Here is a 17,303-nt window from a genome sequence, read left to right as displayed (position 1 = left end):
GCATAAGCTTCAAAGCATAAAAATACCGTAGGAATTACGGAAATTAACGCCCACGGAGAGTGTGTAAGTCCTTTTGCCAAGGCAGAAGGCTGTTCTCGTAGAAGTGGGAATCTCCCTCCTCAAACGCTAAGCGTTAGGAGGGAGTAGTTCAATATACTGCATATTATCTCAGATACTTTTCCCTGAGCTGTGGCAGTGTGCCATCCGCTTCCAGTTCCTCCAGCACAAAATTCACATAATTCAGCCAGGGCTGGTCTCCCTGCTGCATGAGGGCAGCCTTGTTAATAACAGTAAACGGCTTGTCTGCCAGCGGTGCCGCCAGTGCAGGATTCATGTGCACATACCGCACCGCCTCAAAGGTATCCGTAATCATGACATCAGCCTCGCCAGCTGCAATAAGCCCCGGAATCTCCGCATTTTCCTCATGCATAATCACTGTAGCATTTTGCAACCTGCTACGGACAAATTTTTCATTTGTGCCGCCAGGATTGAGCATAATCCGCACCTCAGGCTTATTGATATCCTCCAGTGACTGATAATCAGCAGCCTTATCCCTGCAGCAGAGAACGGTCTTGCCTGTCACGCAGTAACCCTTTGAAAGCGCCATTGTCCGCTCCCGTTCATAAATTCTTGAAACGCCGCACAGGGCAACATCAAATTTATTTTCCTGCACATCCCTTGCCAAATTTGGCCAGGTTGTCGGCACATAAACAAGCTTGACATTCAGGGATTTTGCCAATATCTCTGCCAGCTCCGCATCAATCCCCTCATATTCGCCGGTTTCCGCATTATAGTATGACATAGGACGATAATCCCCCGTCGTCCCCACCAGCAGTTCCCCCCTGGCGGCAATATCCTCCAGATGCCCGGCATACGCCAGGGAAACTTGAGAAAAAAGCACAGCTATCGCAATAAAAAACCTAAAAAATACTGATTTCATTTTACTATTCCTCCCCCTAAAAAACATAATTGTTATTAATATTTTCATCCGTTCAATCAACAAATAATTTTAAACTTCACTGCCATGTCTAAATTATACTATGCAAGTTATTTGAGTACCTTATGAATAAACGCATCATCTGCAATTTGTGGTAATTTTTTGAAATTAAAATCATCCCAAATTATTTTAGAAGCAGTATTATCACTCAACTGTAACTTTATAACATGAACTTTTTCTGTTTCACCATAATTATTAACTAAATTCATAGATATAAAAATAATCATATTCCCTATATTACTGTGATTCGTATATATCTCTTCAAATGCCTCTGTTGCATTCATAAGTAATAAATCCAAACTGTCATAATCCCCTGCATAAATATATGCCATTACAACTTTTTTATTATTTTCACCATCATGTATATCTATATTTTCTATCTTTTTCTTCCCGAAAGCATCTTCTATTGCTTCTCGTATACGATATTCTTCCCTCTCAACTTTATTCTTAGCTTCTATATCACGAACAATTTGCTTTTTCTTTTCTTTTTCATCAAAATTCTTTTCTATTACAGACACGCCATAAATACGTACATACTTACCATAAGCATTAGTACATACACCATCTATAACAACCTCACACTCATCTAAATCTTCATTTTCATCTTTATTATTCTCATCAGCAAAATACGCATTTACCTCTATTTTATCAGTATCTAACTCTAACTTATAACTTTCTGCATCTGTAACAAGACCTCTTACTCTAATATGTTTATTCTCTAAATTTGATTTTCTTTCTTCTTCAGACATTTGCTCTAATTCAGACAACGTATATGTACCTTCAACCTCTGTATTAATGAATTTTGCTACTGTTTCATCCTCCTTACATCCAACAAACAACAACACTACGATTATGAAAACGCTTAATACAGTAATTACTTTTTTCATCTTCATTTCTCCTCATATAATAAGTTTTATAAGCAATATATCCACTTATCCATGAAACTTATTTCTCTTTATTCGAATAAATATTTGATATTGAAATGAGAGTCCTTACGCGGCAAAGATAATGCCTTTCACCATACGCAGTTTAATAAACTGCACATTATTATCACCCCAACTTCTTAAAAATAGTAACTTATCATTGTTCAGTATACAATCTAAGCGAAAAAATATTTTTTATTAATCTTTCTGCATCTTTAGAAATTGTTCCACTTTCGTAAGTTTTCACCAGTTTTCCTGGAAAATATTCTTCATATACTTTCATTTTTTTCGCCCAATTATCATCATATTCCTCTTGTCCCAAACAACCAAGATGCTCCCAATAAAATACTCTGCCATCTGCAAGATAAACTGTAAAATCTGGATTGATAACCTGACCTGGCTCATATTCCAAACGTTCTTCATATTTATATTGGATATTTGATTTTGCAAGCAAATCACAAATAATAACTTCTGATTTACTTCTTACATGATTACCATCCACTGTCGTATAAATTCTTCCCAATTCATATTTATCCATACCAAGATAAGCGGCAATATCCTGATGCCATTTTTGTGAATTATCATTTTCTTCCAATATATAAATCAAATAATCCAATAATTCATTTTTATATTTCTTTTTTTCTTCAATATCTTTTAACATTAACTGCATCTTATCATCAGTTATTTCTACCGAATTTATCTTAAATACAAGCCATCTCTCCAATGGTTTGTTTAATTTAGCATCACCTGAAAATACAGAGTCATATACCAAATTCGACAATTCTTCAGCATCAATATTGTTCTTTGTAAGCGTCCTCACAAAACCTTTTGACTTGGTGCTTTCATAGTATTTTTTTAATCTTAAGTTTTCAATATCGTATAGTTCTGCAATACCTGAAAACCCTTTGCACTCTATATTTAACAATCCTGCTTTCAGATAATATGGTAAACATTTTTGAATTGTCTCATCCTCAAAATAAGGACACACAACATATCCTACTTTCTTGGCAATCTTTTTATATACATCTCTTAATTCATTCTCTTTAGGAAAAGAATTATTAATAAAATGGGTTCTTTTAACGTCTATATTTTTATTAGAATATAACAAATAAGCATTTGCCCCATAACCATCTCTAGCTGCACGTCCTACTTCCTGATAATACTGTTCAGCTGATTCTGGTATCATAAAATGGATGACCACTCGTATATCTGATATATCTATTCCCATGCCAAAGGCATTCGTCGCGAACATCACATCAATTTCTCCAGAACGATACAGTTCTATGAGTTCCATTCGCTTTGCAGATACCATATCACCATGAAAGTATCCTGCATTATATCCCTTACTTATTGCCTTTTCATAGAGCCACTCAACTCCTCTCTCACCTTTTTTACGGTATAAATATACTAAAATCTTTTCTCCTGCATGCCGTTTCAATAAATTCCAAAAATATTCTTCTTTTTCATCCTCATTAGTAAATTTATTTACATGCAGTTGGATTTCATTCCTCATAAGAATTTTATCTTTTATAATATTTTGTCTCTCTATATTAAACGCTGTACAAATATCTCCCAATTCTAATGGATTTAATGTTGCAGTTAATGCTAAAACTTTGCACCACGAATTTACTCCAAATAAACAATTTAAGAATTCTGGTATTCTCTTATAGAATGGTCTGAAACTCATCCCCCACTGACTAACACAGTGTACTTCATCTATAACCATCAAATGTATATTATTGCTACGCTTTTTTAAGCAAAATTCAAAATATCCATCTGTAGCAATTTTTTCCGGACTAACAAATATAAATTTTGGATTGATATTTCCTTTAGCAAAATTTGTTAAAGCCTCCATCTGCCGTTTTAAATTTATACCACTATGAAACACTAATACTTCATGTCCCTGCTCTCTTAATTTAGATGCCTGTTCTTCAATTAATGCTGTCAATGGTGAAACTACAATAGTTATACCATCGCATTCCATTGCAGCCATCCAATAAATAACCGACTTTCCCCCTCCTGTGGGCATAATGCATAACGTGTTACCAACTTTTGTAACATTTTCAATCACATTTTTCTGAAAACATTTAAGTTTAAAATTTAGATTAGGAAAATATCTTTTAAAATCTGCATCAATATCACGCATATTCAAGTCCTCCATAACTATTTTCTTTTTTGTTTTCATTTTCCTTTTTGATTTCCGATATTTCATTTTCATGTTCAAAAGCAACATACTCTAAAAATGAATTAACGTATACATATCTATATTTATGATTAAATTCAACACCACATTCAAGTGCTTTATTCTCTAGCATTTTATATATTTCAAAGGCATAATATGCAAATAACTCATATGGATAAAAATAATTTTGCTGTACAATATTCTTCTTCACATCTATCATGAGAAATTCTGAATCTGTTTCTAAATCATAATTATCTTTATCTGTTAAAAACCATAATGCCCATAATGCACTTCTGCTTCTATTGGAAAAGAATTCTGGATATACTTTATACAACATATGCGTTTTAATTCCACCACCAATAACACCATAAACTGTATATTCCTCAGTATCCAATGCCCCCATTCCAAGTTCCCCATAGTCATCAATTTCTTCATATACATATTCACTATATTCATCTTGATAACTCATACCAAATTCGCACAAATTATAAATAACAGTATGTAACTCCTCGGGATCAGCCCTTGAAAACTCAGCCCTATACTTATCTAATTCTTTGGCTCTTTTGGCTTGGAGAGCTTTCCTAATAATCGGGCAATCACATTTCAACACTTTAGACTTAAAACTACTTAAATCTTCTTCATAATCCTCTATCAATTCCATATCGAAAATATTAATATAATCATCACGATCCTTTTCAAAATCCTCTATAGCATCACAAATGATCTCTCTATAATTATCAGATAAATTTTTATTTATTTTTTTGTTTACAGGCTTGATACAAAATTTACTTTGCAATGAAGAAATATCTTCCTCGCTAAGCCCTTTGCCCGCCTTTCTAAGCAAATATCGTTCAAAATACCCATCAAACATATTGGTTATGGATTCCAAAACTTGCTGGATATGTCTTTCATCATAACAAACTTGCTCCACACTCTCATAATTAGCTTGTACAAACATCTAGATTCCCCCTAAAAATTATACCTTTATCATAACTGTAATACTTATACAAACTCTAACTTTCATATTATGTTTACTTCGACATCTTTTGTAAAAATCCTGCAAAATATACTAACATATTTTACCATTTCTAAAACTTTGCACTACGCTTCATAACATTGTCTGCTTCCGCAAGCTTATTATATTCCAGCAACGAAAAAACATTATCTATCCATTCCTGTTGATTATGCACCACAACACCAGTATTTAAAATACGAATTTCATAAGGCTCCTTGCCAAATCTCATACTATGATGCAAGGTTATCGTCAAATCCTTTTTCTCGGCAATTTGCAATATCCACTTGGCACACTTATCACAGCATGCCGTAGCATTAAATATGTTACCTGACACATCAAATGCCATCAGCAGCAACGTTTTCACGCCACCTGATAACCTCTCAGGCGGTATCGGTCCCAGTACAGGACTCTCAATCAGATTTGCCCCTATAACCTTTGATTTGTCCACATCAAATATCATCTGCCGTCCCAGCTCACTAGTAAGCCACTCCGGCTCATACTGATTCTTAAAATAAAGTGCCGGATTGTATATCTCACCCGGATAATCACCAATATATACATTTAACAATTGCTTCACCACATTTCTTTCTCAAAAAACTTTATATTGCTCTCACAGCTTGCCAATATTTTACGGCAAAGGCTCCAGGATAATTCTGCCCCAAAACTCTCCCCCTAAATCAAATTGCAAGGAATATACCAATTTTTCTCATCAATAGGCACCACTTCCTCACTCATGCAGATAAGCCCTCCGTAGCTGCGCTGCACATTCGTCTTATCCAGCAGTGAAAATTTTTTTATTTCCCTGCGGTCAGGATTGGCAGATTTTTTAATTTCCAGCGGATGCAGCTCATTATTTTTTCCCACAACAAGGTCTATTTCCTTTGCATTGGAATCGCGATAATAATATAAATTTGCCTTTGTTGAAGCATAGGCATAATTTTTCAAAAGCTCCATTACCACATAATTCTCATAATAATGACCGCTGGCTGCCCCATGCAGCAGGGCATCCCGTGTCAGCCACATGGAGAGATAGGCACACAGACCGGTATCTAAAAAATAAAGTTTCGGCTTCTTGGTCAGGCGCTTCAGTTCATTATTGGCATAAGGCTGCAGCAAATAAATTATGCCCAAGCCTTCCAATATCCGTAGCCATTCCTTGGCAGTCGGCTGGGAAATTTCTGCCGCCTCTGCTAACGTTTTATAATTTACCTGCTCAGCAATCAGGGCGGCGCAGGCATTGAGAAACTTCCTGAAACGTACTGTATCAGTAATACCGCCCGATTCCGTCACATCACGCATCAGATAAGTTTCAATATAGGAATTGAAATATTCCTGGCGCAATTCTTCATCAGCCAGCAGGACATCCGGCATACCGCCACGCCAAATATGCTCAAATACATCCATAATATCATTTTTTTTCGCCTCGGATTGCCTTTTCAACAGTGCTGGCAGGGAAAAATCCAGTTCATCCGCAAATTCAATGCCGTCTATCTCATTTTTTGAGAGGCTGTACATATTCAATATGCCTAGCCTGCCTGCCAGGGTTTCCCTGACACTCCCCATCATACTGTACTGCTGGGAGCCTGTAAGCCAGAATAGCCCCCTCTCCTCGCTGTTATCGCAGATAATCTTGATCTGCTCAAAAAGTTCCGGCGCCTTTTGTATCTCGTCAATGATCATCGGTGGCTTGTAGGTCTGAAAGAACAGCACCGGATCTGTCTTTGCCAGCATCCTTGCCATAGCATTATCCAGTGTCACATAAGTACGTTCTTCCCCTGCTGCCAGCTGCCTGAGCATGGTAGTTTTCCCAACCTGCCTGGCACCAGTAACCAATATCGCCTTGAAAAAAACATTCATGCGCAGAAATTTCCGTTCCAAACTTCGTTTGATGTATTGCATGGTAACACCTCGATTTTAGGATAAAATAAAGTACACTTTATTTTATCCTAAAAACAGCTTCTTTTCAATATACTTTTGTTTTGTGCCAATGGAAAAAATCTCCTGCTAGCCAGGTTGCCTGATTAGCAGGAGATTTGCATAAAAAAGCCACAAACAGCATATTCCCATAACTGCTGAGATTATTTCTGTTCACCAATTATCATATATCATACGCCTTTTGCGATGAACTGCTTTACCCTGTCAATATCCACATTCAAAATAAGCTTCTCAGGAAAATCCTGTTCCTGCAAAAACTGCCGTGCTTCATCCAGAATACCAACAGCCGAAGGGTCATGAGCATCTGAATCCACAATAACCGGTACTTCATACTGCCTGCACAGTGCCAGCATTGTCCGATAATTCTCCCGATAATTCAGGCGAAATCCTTCCGGCTTCAAGAATGAGCTGTTATTAACCTCAAGAGCCACACCATTTTCTTTGGCAGCGCGAACCAGCCGCTCATAATTCAGTGGCATGTGGTCATCATCAGGATGTGAAACAAAATGGATTTTGGGATGGCGCATGCAGCCGATTAGATTATCAGTATTTTCCTCCCTGCCTGCATTTTCGTAGCAGGTGTTATGAATTCCCACAATACCATAGTCCAGTTTTCCCAGCCATTCTTCTTCAAGAGACAGCCTGCCTCCTGCCAGCACATTTATCTCGCTGCCAAACATCATCTCTACACCATAGAGCCTGCGTGGAATCACCGACAAATTGCAATAATAAAACGGGTCCACTGTGCCGGGCATCCCCGGTGCATGCTCGCTGATGCCCAGCAGCTTCAGCCCATTTTCCGCAGCCGCCTGAGCCATTTCCCGAATAGTTCCATAGGCATGGCCGCTGGCCAATGTATGCGTATGCATATCGAGAAGAAATTTATTGTACATTTCATCATCCTCCTGTATCACAGCAATTTCTTTTAATTATTATACCATTATTTTCTATTTCGAGCACAAGCAATATATTATTGCTGACTTTTTCAGCTCAAATCTGATTTTGCCACAAAAAATATAACATCTATAAACATAATTTTTGTGGTAAAATACCATATAGAAAGGCTGGTGAGGGTTATGAGCAATACCGTTGTCGCAGGTAAGTATACCCTGCGAAATAAGGATATTCCTTTAATCAAATTCGATTTACTCCGGGAAACTGTAACCGTAAACGGCATACAGGCTTATGACTATGCACTCAAAATCAACTACATCAATAAGGAACAGCAGACGTTGCTGCCATACAGCCTGAGAAATGAGCTTTCACCTGAAAATCTGCTGCTGTGGATTGAACGGCGCAAGGCTCCCAAAAACAGGCGCTTTGTGGAGCAGCTGATGCAGACCATCAGCGATAAAGGCAATCCATTGGCCTATGTAGATACTTCCCATGCCCTGTCCCTGAACGATTCCCTTTGGATAACAAACGATGCCATGACAGCTGCATGGCATGATTTTAACCTATATAGCCATCCTTTTGACCAGGTGCTGGCATATATCGCCTTTACCGGGCACAGCGAAAAAATCAGCGGCGTGGTCACTTCCCCGGAATACACTTCCAGCGGTGCCCTGAAAAAATGCTGGTCAAACCGCGCTGATGGCATTTATCTGCTAAAGGGTGATGATTTCATTAATTACTCAGATGGACGCTCTCAGGCAACAACGGAATTTTATGCCGCACAAATCGCTGCCATAATGGATTTTGAACATATACCCTACGATTTGGAAGAATTTCACCATCGTGACGGCGAAAGGGAAATCATCTGCAAGTGCAAGCTGTTTACAGATGAAAATACCGGCTATGTACCGGCATATGATTTTTTCAGGGATAAGGGGCTGGATGTCAGACGTGCCAATCTGCAAAAAATTCTCGTGCAGGATAAGATGGCTGAAATCTACGGCAGGGAGAAATATGCGGATTTAATGATTTTTGATGCCCTGATTTCCAATAAGGACAGGCACTTGGGCAATTTTGGCTATCTGATTGATAACGATACCGGCAACTACTTAAAACCGGCACCGCTTTTTGATAACGGCTTTTCCCTGCTATATGATGCCGCCAAAAGCGATATGGACAATCTGACGGAATACATATCAGCAATTACCGGCAAATACCTGGACTTTGACCTGGCAGCCAGGTTATTTGTGCAGCCTCGGCACATCCCAAAAATCCGCAAGCTGTTGAATTTTCATTTCATTAAGCATCCCAAATATAACGTTTCAGACGATACATTAAGCAAAATGTCCACATTCATACAACTCAGGGCAAAAAAAATTCTGGAGCTCTCCAGAGAAAAGCAGCCCATTGATTTATATGACAGCTGACTTATATCGAAGCTGAACTGCTTCCAAAATTAGACCAAATGGAAACAGCCCCGACATGCACATAGCACATCGGGGCTGTTCCTGTGTATTGGACAAGAATTAGAAAATAATCTTGTTTTTAACTCTTATTTCCTGCATCCTACAACATCTTATATCTTAATCTTACTTCTTGTTGTAAGTGCGGTACATCTTGATAGGCTCAGGGTTATCGCTGATGCTCCAGACACCGCAAGGGCAGACACCGGCACAGATGCCGCAGCCGATGCACTTCTTCGGGTCGGATACATAGGTCCAGGAACCATCCTCATTGGCGATGCGGCTGATAGCCTTCTCAGGGCAGGACTCAAGGCACATCTTGCAGTCGCGGCAGGTACCGCAGCTTACGCAGCGTGCATGGTCATCAGCTGGCTCGCCCAGGCTGCAATGGTGGCACTTGGCAAAATATGCCTTGCTGAGACGCTCTGCCGGAATCTTCACCTTCTCAGGGAACGGCACATACTCAGCACCGGTCACATACTGGTCAGCATAGTAGGCTGCCTTGATGCCGTCACCGATGGCATCAGTCAGGCGGCCCGGCTTGATTACATCACCGGCAGCGAATACGCCCGGCAGGATGGACTTATCCTTGCCGGCAATCAGCCAGCTGCCACGGAACTTCTGGATGGACTCATCATCCGGGAGGTAATCCAGCACAGGCTCCTCACCGATGGATACAATAACCTCATCAGCAGGGATGAACCTGCCATCGTTGGCATATACGCCCTCCTCGGTAATCTTGTCAGTAAAGAAAGGCCATACCAGCTTGCCGCCGCGGCTCTCTACATACTCAATCTCATCCTCAAAGGCAGCAGGCTTCTGCACATCTACAGCCACTACGGACTCTGCGCCCATGTCGTATGCCGCACGGCAGGTATCCATGCCGGAGTTGCCGCAGCCGATAACTACTACCCGCTTGCCCACCTTCGGATTTTCACCTGCATTGACCTTCTTCAGGAAATCCAGTCCCATGGTCAGGCGTTCCTTGCCCTCCCAGTTGAAGAAGCGGGACTTGTGACCGCCGGTAGCAACTACCACCGCATCATTGTCCTGCTGGATTTCAGCAAACTTCGCCTTGTCCACCTTGCAGGAGGTGACGAACTTCACGCCGATATCCTCGATGCGCTTCAGCTCGCTGACCAGCACATCGTGCATCAGGCGGCCGCGAGGAATAACCTGCTCCAGCTTGCCGCCGATATGCTCCGCATCGTCATAGACAGTAACAGTATGTCCCTTGCGCCGCAGCTGCCATGCCGCAGACAGGCCTGCCATACCGCCGCCGATGATGCCGATTTTCTTGCCGGTCTCAGCAGCTGGCGGAGCAACCTTCTGGTAGGCAGACAGCCAGCCCAGGTTGCCAATCTGGATAGGCTCGTCGATACCGCCACGGGTACAGCCATCCATACATGGATTCGGGCAGACACTGCCGCAGACAGAACCAGGGAACGGAGTATACTCCAGCTCCAGGTCAATAGCCTCCTGCAGCTTGCCCTGACGGATGAGGTTATAACGCTTCTGGGTAGGAATGCCGGTAGGGCAGCTGAACTCGCACGGAGCGTTGTACTTGGCATTGTCCCAGCTAGGTACGCGCAATCTATAAAGACCATTTGAAATAGTATTGTGAACAGCGAAATCGTCCATGGCAACATCGCTGAAGATACCGCCCTTTACCCACTCATTGGCACGGAAATCCTTCATGGACACCTTGCCGCTTGGCTGGGCAGTCTTTTCCTCAAAGGTAAGAGGACGCAGCTTCTTCCACTGGCTCCAGTCGGAAAGCTCAGCCTTCAGCTCGGTGCGCTGGATTTTCTCCAGGAACTCATCCATGCCGCCAGCCAAAAAGTCAATATCCTCCTGCTCCAAATCCAGGTAGCGGATATCGGACGGATAGCTGCTGATAGGGCCGCGGACATAAACCACGCCGCCTACCATGCCAACACAGGCACGCTCACCCAGCACGGAGGCAAACTCATCGCAGTCATAGCCGCAGACAACGGCACGGCCGCCGCCCATGAACTCAAAGGAGAAAGAGCCGGTATTTTTCAAAATCCACAGCTCCGGCTCCTCATAGAGAGGGTCATGCTTCATCAAAGAACCGCTGCGGGTACCGGCACGGCCGCCGATGAAAATCTTGCCCCCGGCGGAGCAGTGGCCGGCAGTATCACCGGCATCGCCACGAACGGTAATCATACCGCCGGCATTCAGCCAGCCTACATCAGCAGAGGTGGAATCCTCGACAAAAATCTCGGTATTCGGCAGGCACATGGAGCCTACGCGCTGACCGGCATTGGTTACATGGAAAACCAGCTTCTTGCCATCAGCATTCCACAACGGGCCGCCAATGTCGTGCTGACCGGAGGCATGGATATTGAACTCGGTCTCGCCGGAGCGGACAGCAGCCTCAATCGCCAGCAGCAAATCCTGGGTGGACATACGATCATGTCCCTTAATAGTATCTATCTCAAACATTCCGTATTTCCTCCCTTATCAGCATACATACTGGATGCCCAGCTTGTCAGCAATAGCCTTGTCAGTAGAAACCAGAGCATCGCTGCGGCCAACAGGAATAGAGCTGTTGCCGATAGGAGCCATGAGTTTCTTCAGCTCGGAGTCAAATGCCAGTACATAATCAACAATCTTCTGTGCGCCCTTATCAATATCCAGACGCTTAACAAGGCGAGGGTCCTGGGTGCAGATACCCATCGGGCACTTGCCGGTGTTGCAGGCATTGCAGCGTCCCTGCTCGTTGCCTACGCAGCCCAGAAGCTGGATAAGCACCTTGCCCACGAATACGCCGTTGGCGCCAAGGCACATCATCTTGAAGGCATCAGCAGCCGCGTTGCCGGTCATGCCGATACCGCCGCCGCCGTAGAGAGGAATCTGTCCCTGCAAGCCCTGCTTGACAGCAGCCAGATAGCAGTCACGGATTTTGGAAACAACAGGATGGCCGGTGTGGTCGAGAGAAACCTCGTTGGCAGCACCGGTACCGCCCTGAATGCCATCGATGAAGAAGCCGCCGCAAATCTTGTACGGATCGCGGAGCAGGTTGTTGTACACGGATACGGAAGTAGAAGAAGCCGCGCACTTGATGGCAACCGGCACACGGAAGCCGAAAGCCGCATTCAGGGAGAGGTGCATCTTCTGCACGGACTCCTCGATAGAGTACAGGCCCTGATGGTTTGGCGGCGAGGAAAGGGTTGCTTTTGGTACGCCGCGGATGGCCTGTACATGCTCAGCTACCTTGGCAGCCGGCAAAAGACCGCCATCGCCCGGCTTTGCACCCTGACCGATCTTAATCAGCACACCGGCAGGGTCTGTTACCATGTGCGGAATGGCCTTGACGATACGGTTCCAGCCAAAGTGGCCGGAAGCAATCTGCAAAATGAAGTACTTGAGATAATCCGACTCCATCAGCTTTACTGGCATGCCGCCCTCACCAGAGCTCATGCGAACCGGCAGGCCGCACTTCTCATTCAGGTAGGCACAGGCCAGTGCCACAGCCTCCCAGGCACGGGTGGACAGGGCGCCGATGGACATATCGGAGAAAATCAAAGGATAAATCCAGTTTACAGGCGGCGTCTTCTCAGCCATGACCATCTTGCCGTTTTCCAGCTTGAACGGCAGCTCCTTGGCGGACAATACCCGGCCAAATGGAGAACGGATATCAAAGGTATGACGGGCGGAGTCCAGGGACGGGTCAGTCATCTGGGAAATACGGCCAACGATAATGCTGTCCAGAGTCCTCTGGGCATTCAGGTTGGTACGGCCGCCACGCTTAATCGGGCCTGCATCCTTGGAGAGCAGGGTCTTGCGGCTGTCAGGGTTCCTGACAGGGCGGATAGCGTTATTCGGGCATACCTTTTCGCACATGCCGCAGCCACGGCAGAAATCAGTCAGGCTTGCCACCTGCTTGATAATAGGACGGGCAATGTGGCGATGCTCCGGCACCGGCTGGCTGTCGGTGGAAACCACGATGGACTGGGCCTGGGTTTCTACCTTGATAGCCTTAAAAGAGCAGGTAGCAACGCAGCTGCCGCACATCGTACACCTATCTGCATGATATTCTATTTTCCAGGCAAGATCGTTTACGGAAACGTCCTGAGTCTTTACTGCTTCCATCTCTGTACCTCCAGCTCATTGTCGATTACAATAACCTCACGCTCATTCGGGTAAATATCCTTGGTCATATCACGATCCGGCATGATTTCATTCAGGCCGCAGACCTCGGAGGCAATTGCTACAGTGTTCTCATCCTGACCGATAACAACCGGGCGCAGCTTCTTGGAGTCGCAGCAGGTAATCATGCGGTTGTCAGGCAGGGTGGCAATAATGGTATTCGGACCATTAATCTCAAGATGTGCCAGAGACTGGCGGATTGCCGTCAGCACCTCTTTGTCCTCACGCTTTTCAATTTCCTCAAAAGGCAGCGGCGTAATGACATGCTTGTAGTAATTAATCGGCCACTTCAGCTCATGGAGTACATAGTGAAGGGTATAGAGGAAGCACTGGGAATCGGACTCAAAGCCGATATAGCCCCTGTGCAGGGATTTCTGGAACTCCTTGTTCTTGGTGTAGAAGGTGTTCTCGCCGTTGGCGCACAGGGTATATCCCTGCAGGAAGAACGGATGAGCCGCATAGCGCACGATGTCGTAGTTGGTGTTCTGGCGGCACTGCACCACAATATTCTTGGCAGACAGGCAGCCGTTATCCTCCCACAGATGGAAATAAGTGGCAATATCCCTTGGGTCGCCGATTTCCTTCAGGGTCAGCACATCAGGCCAGAAGGAATAAACGAAACCCTCGCCGGACTTTTCCAAAAGCTCCCGCAGTGCCAGGCGGGTATTCAGAAGCATATCTTCCTTTTCCTTCTGGCTCAGCTCGTTGTAATGCTCCGGATAGTCATAGTTTCTGAACACATAGTACGGCATAGCCTGAATGTCCAGCCCCGGCTCCTTGTTAGGCACAGGAATCCACTCAGCCAGCTGCACAAAGTTGTGGCTGTCCATGTATTCCTCTACCATCTGGTTGCCCTTCTGGGTGCAGGCCATAGACAGCAAAGGCTTGTCCTTGTAGGTAGAAAAAATACCATACAGGTCCTGCATAACCATGGCAAAGCCGGAATTATCATGGCCTTCCTGCTGTGGCAGCATCAAATGCAGAGCCTTGGACGGATGAACAGGCACCTTGCTTTTGATAGAACCAATTCTACACATATTAACACTCCTCCAATACACACAAATACAATAAAGTTGTTATCAACCATTGAATAGCTTCTAGGCTAAACAGTGCAAAGTAAAATATGCAAAACAATAATGCAATCCTGACTGCTATAACTTCTATATGTTGATATGAATAGAAACTATTCAATGATTGATATAGATTATCGCTTGACCACGGACATTAATACCTAACTTTTAGTATAAAAGCCAGCGGCAAGTATTATTATAGGTATATTATTTGCGGCTGTCAATATAAATATTCAATATTTTATCGCAGTAAAGTGTCAAAACACCTTGCAAATATTGCTTTTATTATTTTCTATCTGTATTTTTATACATTTTTAGTGTATATTTCTTCTAAAAAATGTTTTGCGTTTGTCCCAAAATCACCTTTAATTCCTTAAATATCGTGCTATTATCGTGTCTGCCGCATTTTTGCCCTGCATTTATGTTTTGCATTGTATTTCTGTATACAGTAATACTTTATTCTTTGCAACAGAATTGCAATACAAAATACGGCATAGAAAAAGCCACTGCACAACCGCCAGGTCATACAGTGGCAAACCGTCAAATATAAGCAAATACGGACAAAATCTAGCTATAAAAAAACATGCAGCCAACAGCTGTCAATCATCAACAGACTCGGAACGTGTTCTGGTGGTCATCTCACTGCGCCCCTTGAATACGCCACCCTGGGCAATATTGAAGCTCCCCACCTTCACATCACCGATAAGCTGTCCGCTGGCAGCGATGGACAGATTATCTGAAATATCTGCATTGCCGTTCACCTGCCCGGAAACGTTGAGGGTATTGGCCCTGATATCACCGTTCACGGTACCTGCTTCACCGATAACGACACAGCCCTCACTGGAAATACCGCCCTCTACCGTACCATCCACACGCAGATTGCCGGTACCGGAAATCTCTCCCTTGATGATGGTATTCTTGCCGATAATGGTCTCAATGTCGTGGCTGATAGTCTCATCAACCTGCTTACGAATACTGCCAAACATAAATCTTCTCCTCAACTTTTATAAATACCCTGCCGGATTCACTGCCTTGCCGTTTACGCGCACCTCATAGTGCAGATGCGGCCCCGTGCTGTAGCCTGTGTTGCCCATATAGGCAATAATCTGCCCCCGCTTCACTGCCTGTCCCGGTGATACCGCCACTGACTCAGCATGGGCATAGCGCGTCATATAGCCGTTGCCATGGTCAATGTCCACCATGTTGCCATAGCCACCGCTGTTCCATCCGGCATCCGTCACTACGCCGTCGGCAGTTGCCACAATCGGCGTACCGCAGTCATTGGCAATATCGATGCCCGGATGGTAGTCAGAACCTCCCCACCTGAGCCCATACGGTGAGCTGACATCACCGCTGGCAGGCCATATAGAAGGCGTGGAGGCATTGATGCTCTCCTGATAGGCAATCAGCTCCTGCTGCTGCTTCATGGCCTCCCGGAGCTGCTGGATGCTTACCTTTCTGGCAGCTACGCGCCTCTCCAGGTCATCCAGCACCGCACTGACATTTTCAATCTTCAGCTCCTGCCCGACAGGGCCGCCCTGGCCGTTATGGGTACCGTCACCGCCATTGCTGTCAGGAGAATCTGTGCTGCCCCCTTCCACACCGGTCAGCTGCCTGAGCTCCATCTCTACCTGGCTCAGCTCATTCAGCTCATTCTGCAGGCTGTTGGCCTTCTTGGAAAGCTGCAAAAGCTGCTCCTGCTGAACATTGTTCACCTGCTGCAGCCTCTCAATCTGCGCTGCTTCATTTCTCAGGGAATAACTGCTGTAGGTGGAATAGCCAAAGGCACCTGCCAAAAGCACCGCACCTGCCGCCAATGATGCAAGCCCGTACTTTATCCACCTCTCCGGCAGGCGGATACTGCGTACATTGGCACCCTTATGAGGAATAATCTTTATCGTATATTCCTGCTGCTCAACCTTTTCTGCTTTGTTTTCTTGATTACTCAAGCAAACTCCTCCAAACTTCCAAACTCAATTCGCACTCATATCAACGCATCTATGCTATGCCTCTATACATCTTGGTCATAGCTCCTCGGAAAATTTTCCCATATATTATATCATATCTACTTTTTTCATGCAAAAAAAGAATAGGGGACATTTCTCCCCTATTCTTTCAAAAACCGCTGTGCTACAGCATTCCTAATCATAATACTTTGTACTGCACATCCATCATTCCAAGACAGCTTTTCTGCCAAGCTCGTTTACCTGCTCCACGCTCATCCTGGCAATCCTGGCGATAGTCCCTATCTCCAGCCCATCTTTTATCATGTCCAGCACCATTGATGCCCGTCCCTGCGCTACGCCTTGCGCCACGCCCTGTTCCATGCCTTGTGCCACACCCTGTGCCATGCCCAAAGCTATGCCGTCATTCTTGCCGTTCATATATATAGTTTTAGCTTCATAGTCCAATACCTTGCCACCCATGATGTTTTTCGCCTCATCATTTCCGCAAAATATAAACTGCCAATTATCAAACCATCACTTGCTCATGGCCTGGTGCAGGGCTTCTTCCTCCTCCTTGGTCATGGCATAGGTAGAAGTGCCGTTCACAATCGGCTTGGCGTAGCTGCGGGAGTCCTCCCGGGCAAAAATGCTGGACAGGACAACGCCGTTGTTATGAGAATCCAGCATGGCAACCGCATAGCT

The 17,303-nt window shown here is 44.3% G+C and carries 15 protein-coding genes; 1 reads left to right on the top strand and 14 read right to left on the bottom strand.

Going from position 1 to position 17,303, the window contains the following annotated elements; translation table 11 throughout:
• Positions 1-163 precede the first annotated feature (163 nt).
• The 7 genes from FYJ84_RS13555 to FYJ84_RS13525 form a co-directional block, all read right to left on the bottom strand.
• A complete protein-coding gene (locus FYJ84_RS13555; protein WP_154408131.1) occupies positions 164-940 on the bottom strand; it encodes a transporter substrate-binding domain-containing protein in 777 nt (258 codons plus the stop codon).
• 107 nt (positions 941-1,047) lie between these two features.
• A complete protein-coding gene (locus tag FYJ84_RS13550) occupies positions 1,048-1,884 on the bottom strand; it encodes a hypothetical protein (protein WP_154408130.1) in 837 nt (278 codons plus the stop codon).
• A 193-nt stretch (positions 1,885-2,077) separates the two neighbouring features.
• Positions 2,078-4,066, bottom strand: coding sequence for a RecQ family ATP-dependent DNA helicase (locus tag FYJ84_RS13545; protein WP_205764278.1), 1,989 nt, complete (start codon positions 4,064-4,066; stop codon positions 2,078-2,080).
• Positions 4,059-5,060: a hypothetical protein gene (locus FYJ84_RS13540; RefSeq protein WP_154408129.1), complete on the bottom strand. Its 1,002-nt coding sequence runs from the start codon at positions 5,058-5,060 to the stop codon at positions 4,059-4,061. The genes FYJ84_RS13545 and FYJ84_RS13540 overlap by 8 nt, the downstream gene beginning before the upstream one ends.
• A 130-nt stretch (positions 5,061-5,190) precedes the next feature.
• Positions 5,191-5,685, bottom strand: a complete 495-nt coding sequence (locus FYJ84_RS13535; RefSeq protein ID WP_154408128.1) for a DUF4869 domain-containing protein — start codon at positions 5,683-5,685, stop codon at positions 5,191-5,193.
• Between the two features lie 104 nt (positions 5,686-5,789).
• Complete coding sequence (locus tag FYJ84_RS13530) at positions 5,790-6,974, bottom strand: ATP-binding protein (protein ID WP_205764277.1); 1,185 nt, start codon at positions 6,972-6,974, stop codon at positions 5,790-5,792.
• A gap of 248 nt (positions 6,975-7,222) precedes the next feature.
• Positions 7,223-7,945 carry a phosphatase gene (locus FYJ84_RS13525; protein ID WP_154408126.1) on the bottom strand — a complete coding sequence of 241 codons (723 nt, stop codon included), beginning with the start codon at positions 7,943-7,945 and terminating at the stop codon, positions 7,223-7,225.
• A gap of 183 nt (positions 7,946-8,128) precedes the next feature.
• Between FYJ84_RS13525 and FYJ84_RS13520 the strand changes: the two genes are divergently transcribed.
• Complete coding sequence (locus FYJ84_RS13520; protein ID WP_154408125.1) at positions 8,129-9,373, top strand: HipA domain-containing protein; 1,245 nt, start codon at positions 8,129-8,131, stop codon at positions 9,371-9,373.
• 162 nt (positions 9,374-9,535) lie between these two features.
• Here the strand turns inward: FYJ84_RS13520 and FYJ84_RS13515 are convergent, their stop codons facing one another.
• From FYJ84_RS13515 to FYJ84_RS13485, 7 genes are all read right to left on the bottom strand, one after another.
• Positions 9,536-11,878: an FAD-dependent oxidoreductase gene (locus FYJ84_RS13515; protein WP_154408124.1), complete on the bottom strand. Its 2,343-nt coding sequence runs from the start codon at positions 11,876-11,878 to the stop codon at positions 9,536-9,538.
• An 18-nt stretch (positions 11,879-11,896) separates the two neighbouring features.
• Positions 11,897-13,528, bottom strand: a complete 1,632-nt coding sequence (locus FYJ84_RS13510; protein ID WP_154408123.1) for a glutamate synthase-related protein — start codon at positions 13,526-13,528, stop codon at positions 11,897-11,899.
• Positions 13,516-14,622 (bottom strand): class II glutamine amidotransferase domain-containing protein, encoded by a 1,107-nt coding sequence (locus tag FYJ84_RS13505; protein ID WP_154408122.1) that lies wholly within the window; start codon positions 14,620-14,622, stop codon positions 13,516-13,518. The genes FYJ84_RS13510 and FYJ84_RS13505 overlap by 13 nt, the downstream gene beginning before the upstream one ends.
• Before the next feature lie 632 nt (positions 14,623-15,254).
• Complete coding sequence (locus FYJ84_RS13500; protein WP_154408121.1) at positions 15,255-15,641, bottom strand: bactofilin family protein; 387 nt, start codon at positions 15,639-15,641, stop codon at positions 15,255-15,257.
• Positions 15,642-15,659: 18 nt separating this feature from the next.
• The gene (locus FYJ84_RS13495; RefSeq protein WP_154408120.1) at positions 15,660-16,604 is read right to left on the bottom strand and encodes a M23 family metallopeptidase; all 945 of its coding nucleotides are present in this window, start codon (positions 16,602-16,604) and stop codon (positions 15,660-15,662) included.
• Positions 16,605-16,826: 222 nt separating this feature from the next.
• Positions 16,827-17,081 (bottom strand): hypothetical protein, encoded by a 255-nt coding sequence (locus FYJ84_RS13490; RefSeq protein WP_154408119.1) that lies wholly within the window; start codon positions 17,079-17,081, stop codon positions 16,827-16,829.
• A gap of 54 nt (positions 17,082-17,135) precedes the next feature.
• The coding region (locus tag FYJ84_RS13485) for a DUF4446 family protein (RefSeq protein WP_154408118.1) at positions 17,136-17,303 on the bottom strand (168 nt) is incomplete at its 5' end.

The sequence above is a fragment of the Anaerovibrio slackiae genome (assembly GCF_009695585.1).
GTDB lineage: Bacteria > Bacillota > Negativicutes > Selenomonadales > Selenomonadaceae > Anaerovibrio > Anaerovibrio slackiae.
Note: the sequence above shows the minus strand (reverse complement) of the source record. Positions and strands in the feature narration are given on the sequence as shown.

Coding starts and splice junctions, on each gene's coding strand:
- FYJ84_RS13500 (WP_154408121.1), bottom strand. CDS start 15,641: ATGTTTGGCAGTATTCGTAAGCAGGTTGATGAGACTATCAGCCACGAC.
- FYJ84_RS13550 (WP_154408130.1), bottom strand. CDS start 1,884: ATGAAAAAAGTAATTACTGTATTAAGCGTTTTCATAATCGTAGTGTTG.
- FYJ84_RS13510 (WP_154408123.1), bottom strand. CDS start 13,528: ATGGAAGCAGTAAAGACTCAGGACGTTTCCGTAAACGATCTTGCCTGG.
- FYJ84_RS13555 (WP_154408131.1), bottom strand. CDS start 940: ATGAAATCAGTATTTTTTAGGTTTTTTATTGCGATAGCTGTGCTTTTT.
- FYJ84_RS13505 (WP_154408122.1), bottom strand. CDS start 14,622: ATGTGTAGAATTGGTTCTATCAAAAGCAAGGTGCCTGTTCATCCGTCC.
- FYJ84_RS13520 (WP_154408125.1), top strand. CDS start 8,129: ATGAGCAATACCGTTGTCGCAGGTAAGTATACCCTGCGAAATAAGGAT.
- FYJ84_RS13545 (WP_205764278.1), bottom strand. CDS start 4,066: ATGCGTGATATTGATGCAGATTTTAAAAGATATTTTCCTAATCTAAAT.
- FYJ84_RS13525 (WP_154408126.1), bottom strand. CDS start 7,945: ATGTACAATAAATTTCTTCTCGATATGCATACGCATACATTGGCCAGC.
- FYJ84_RS13530 (WP_205764277.1), bottom strand. CDS start 6,974: ATGAATGTTTTTTTCAAGGCGATATTGGTTACTGGTGCCAGGCAGGTT.
- FYJ84_RS13515 (WP_154408124.1), bottom strand. CDS start 11,878: ATGTTTGAGATAGATACTATTAAGGGACATGATCGTATGTCCACCCAG.
- FYJ84_RS13540 (WP_154408129.1), bottom strand. CDS start 5,060: ATGTTTGTACAAGCTAATTATGAGAGTGTGGAGCAAGTTTGTTATGAT.
- FYJ84_RS13490 (WP_154408119.1), bottom strand. CDS start 17,081: ATGGGTGGCAAGGTATTGGACTATGAAGCTAAAACTATATATATGAAC.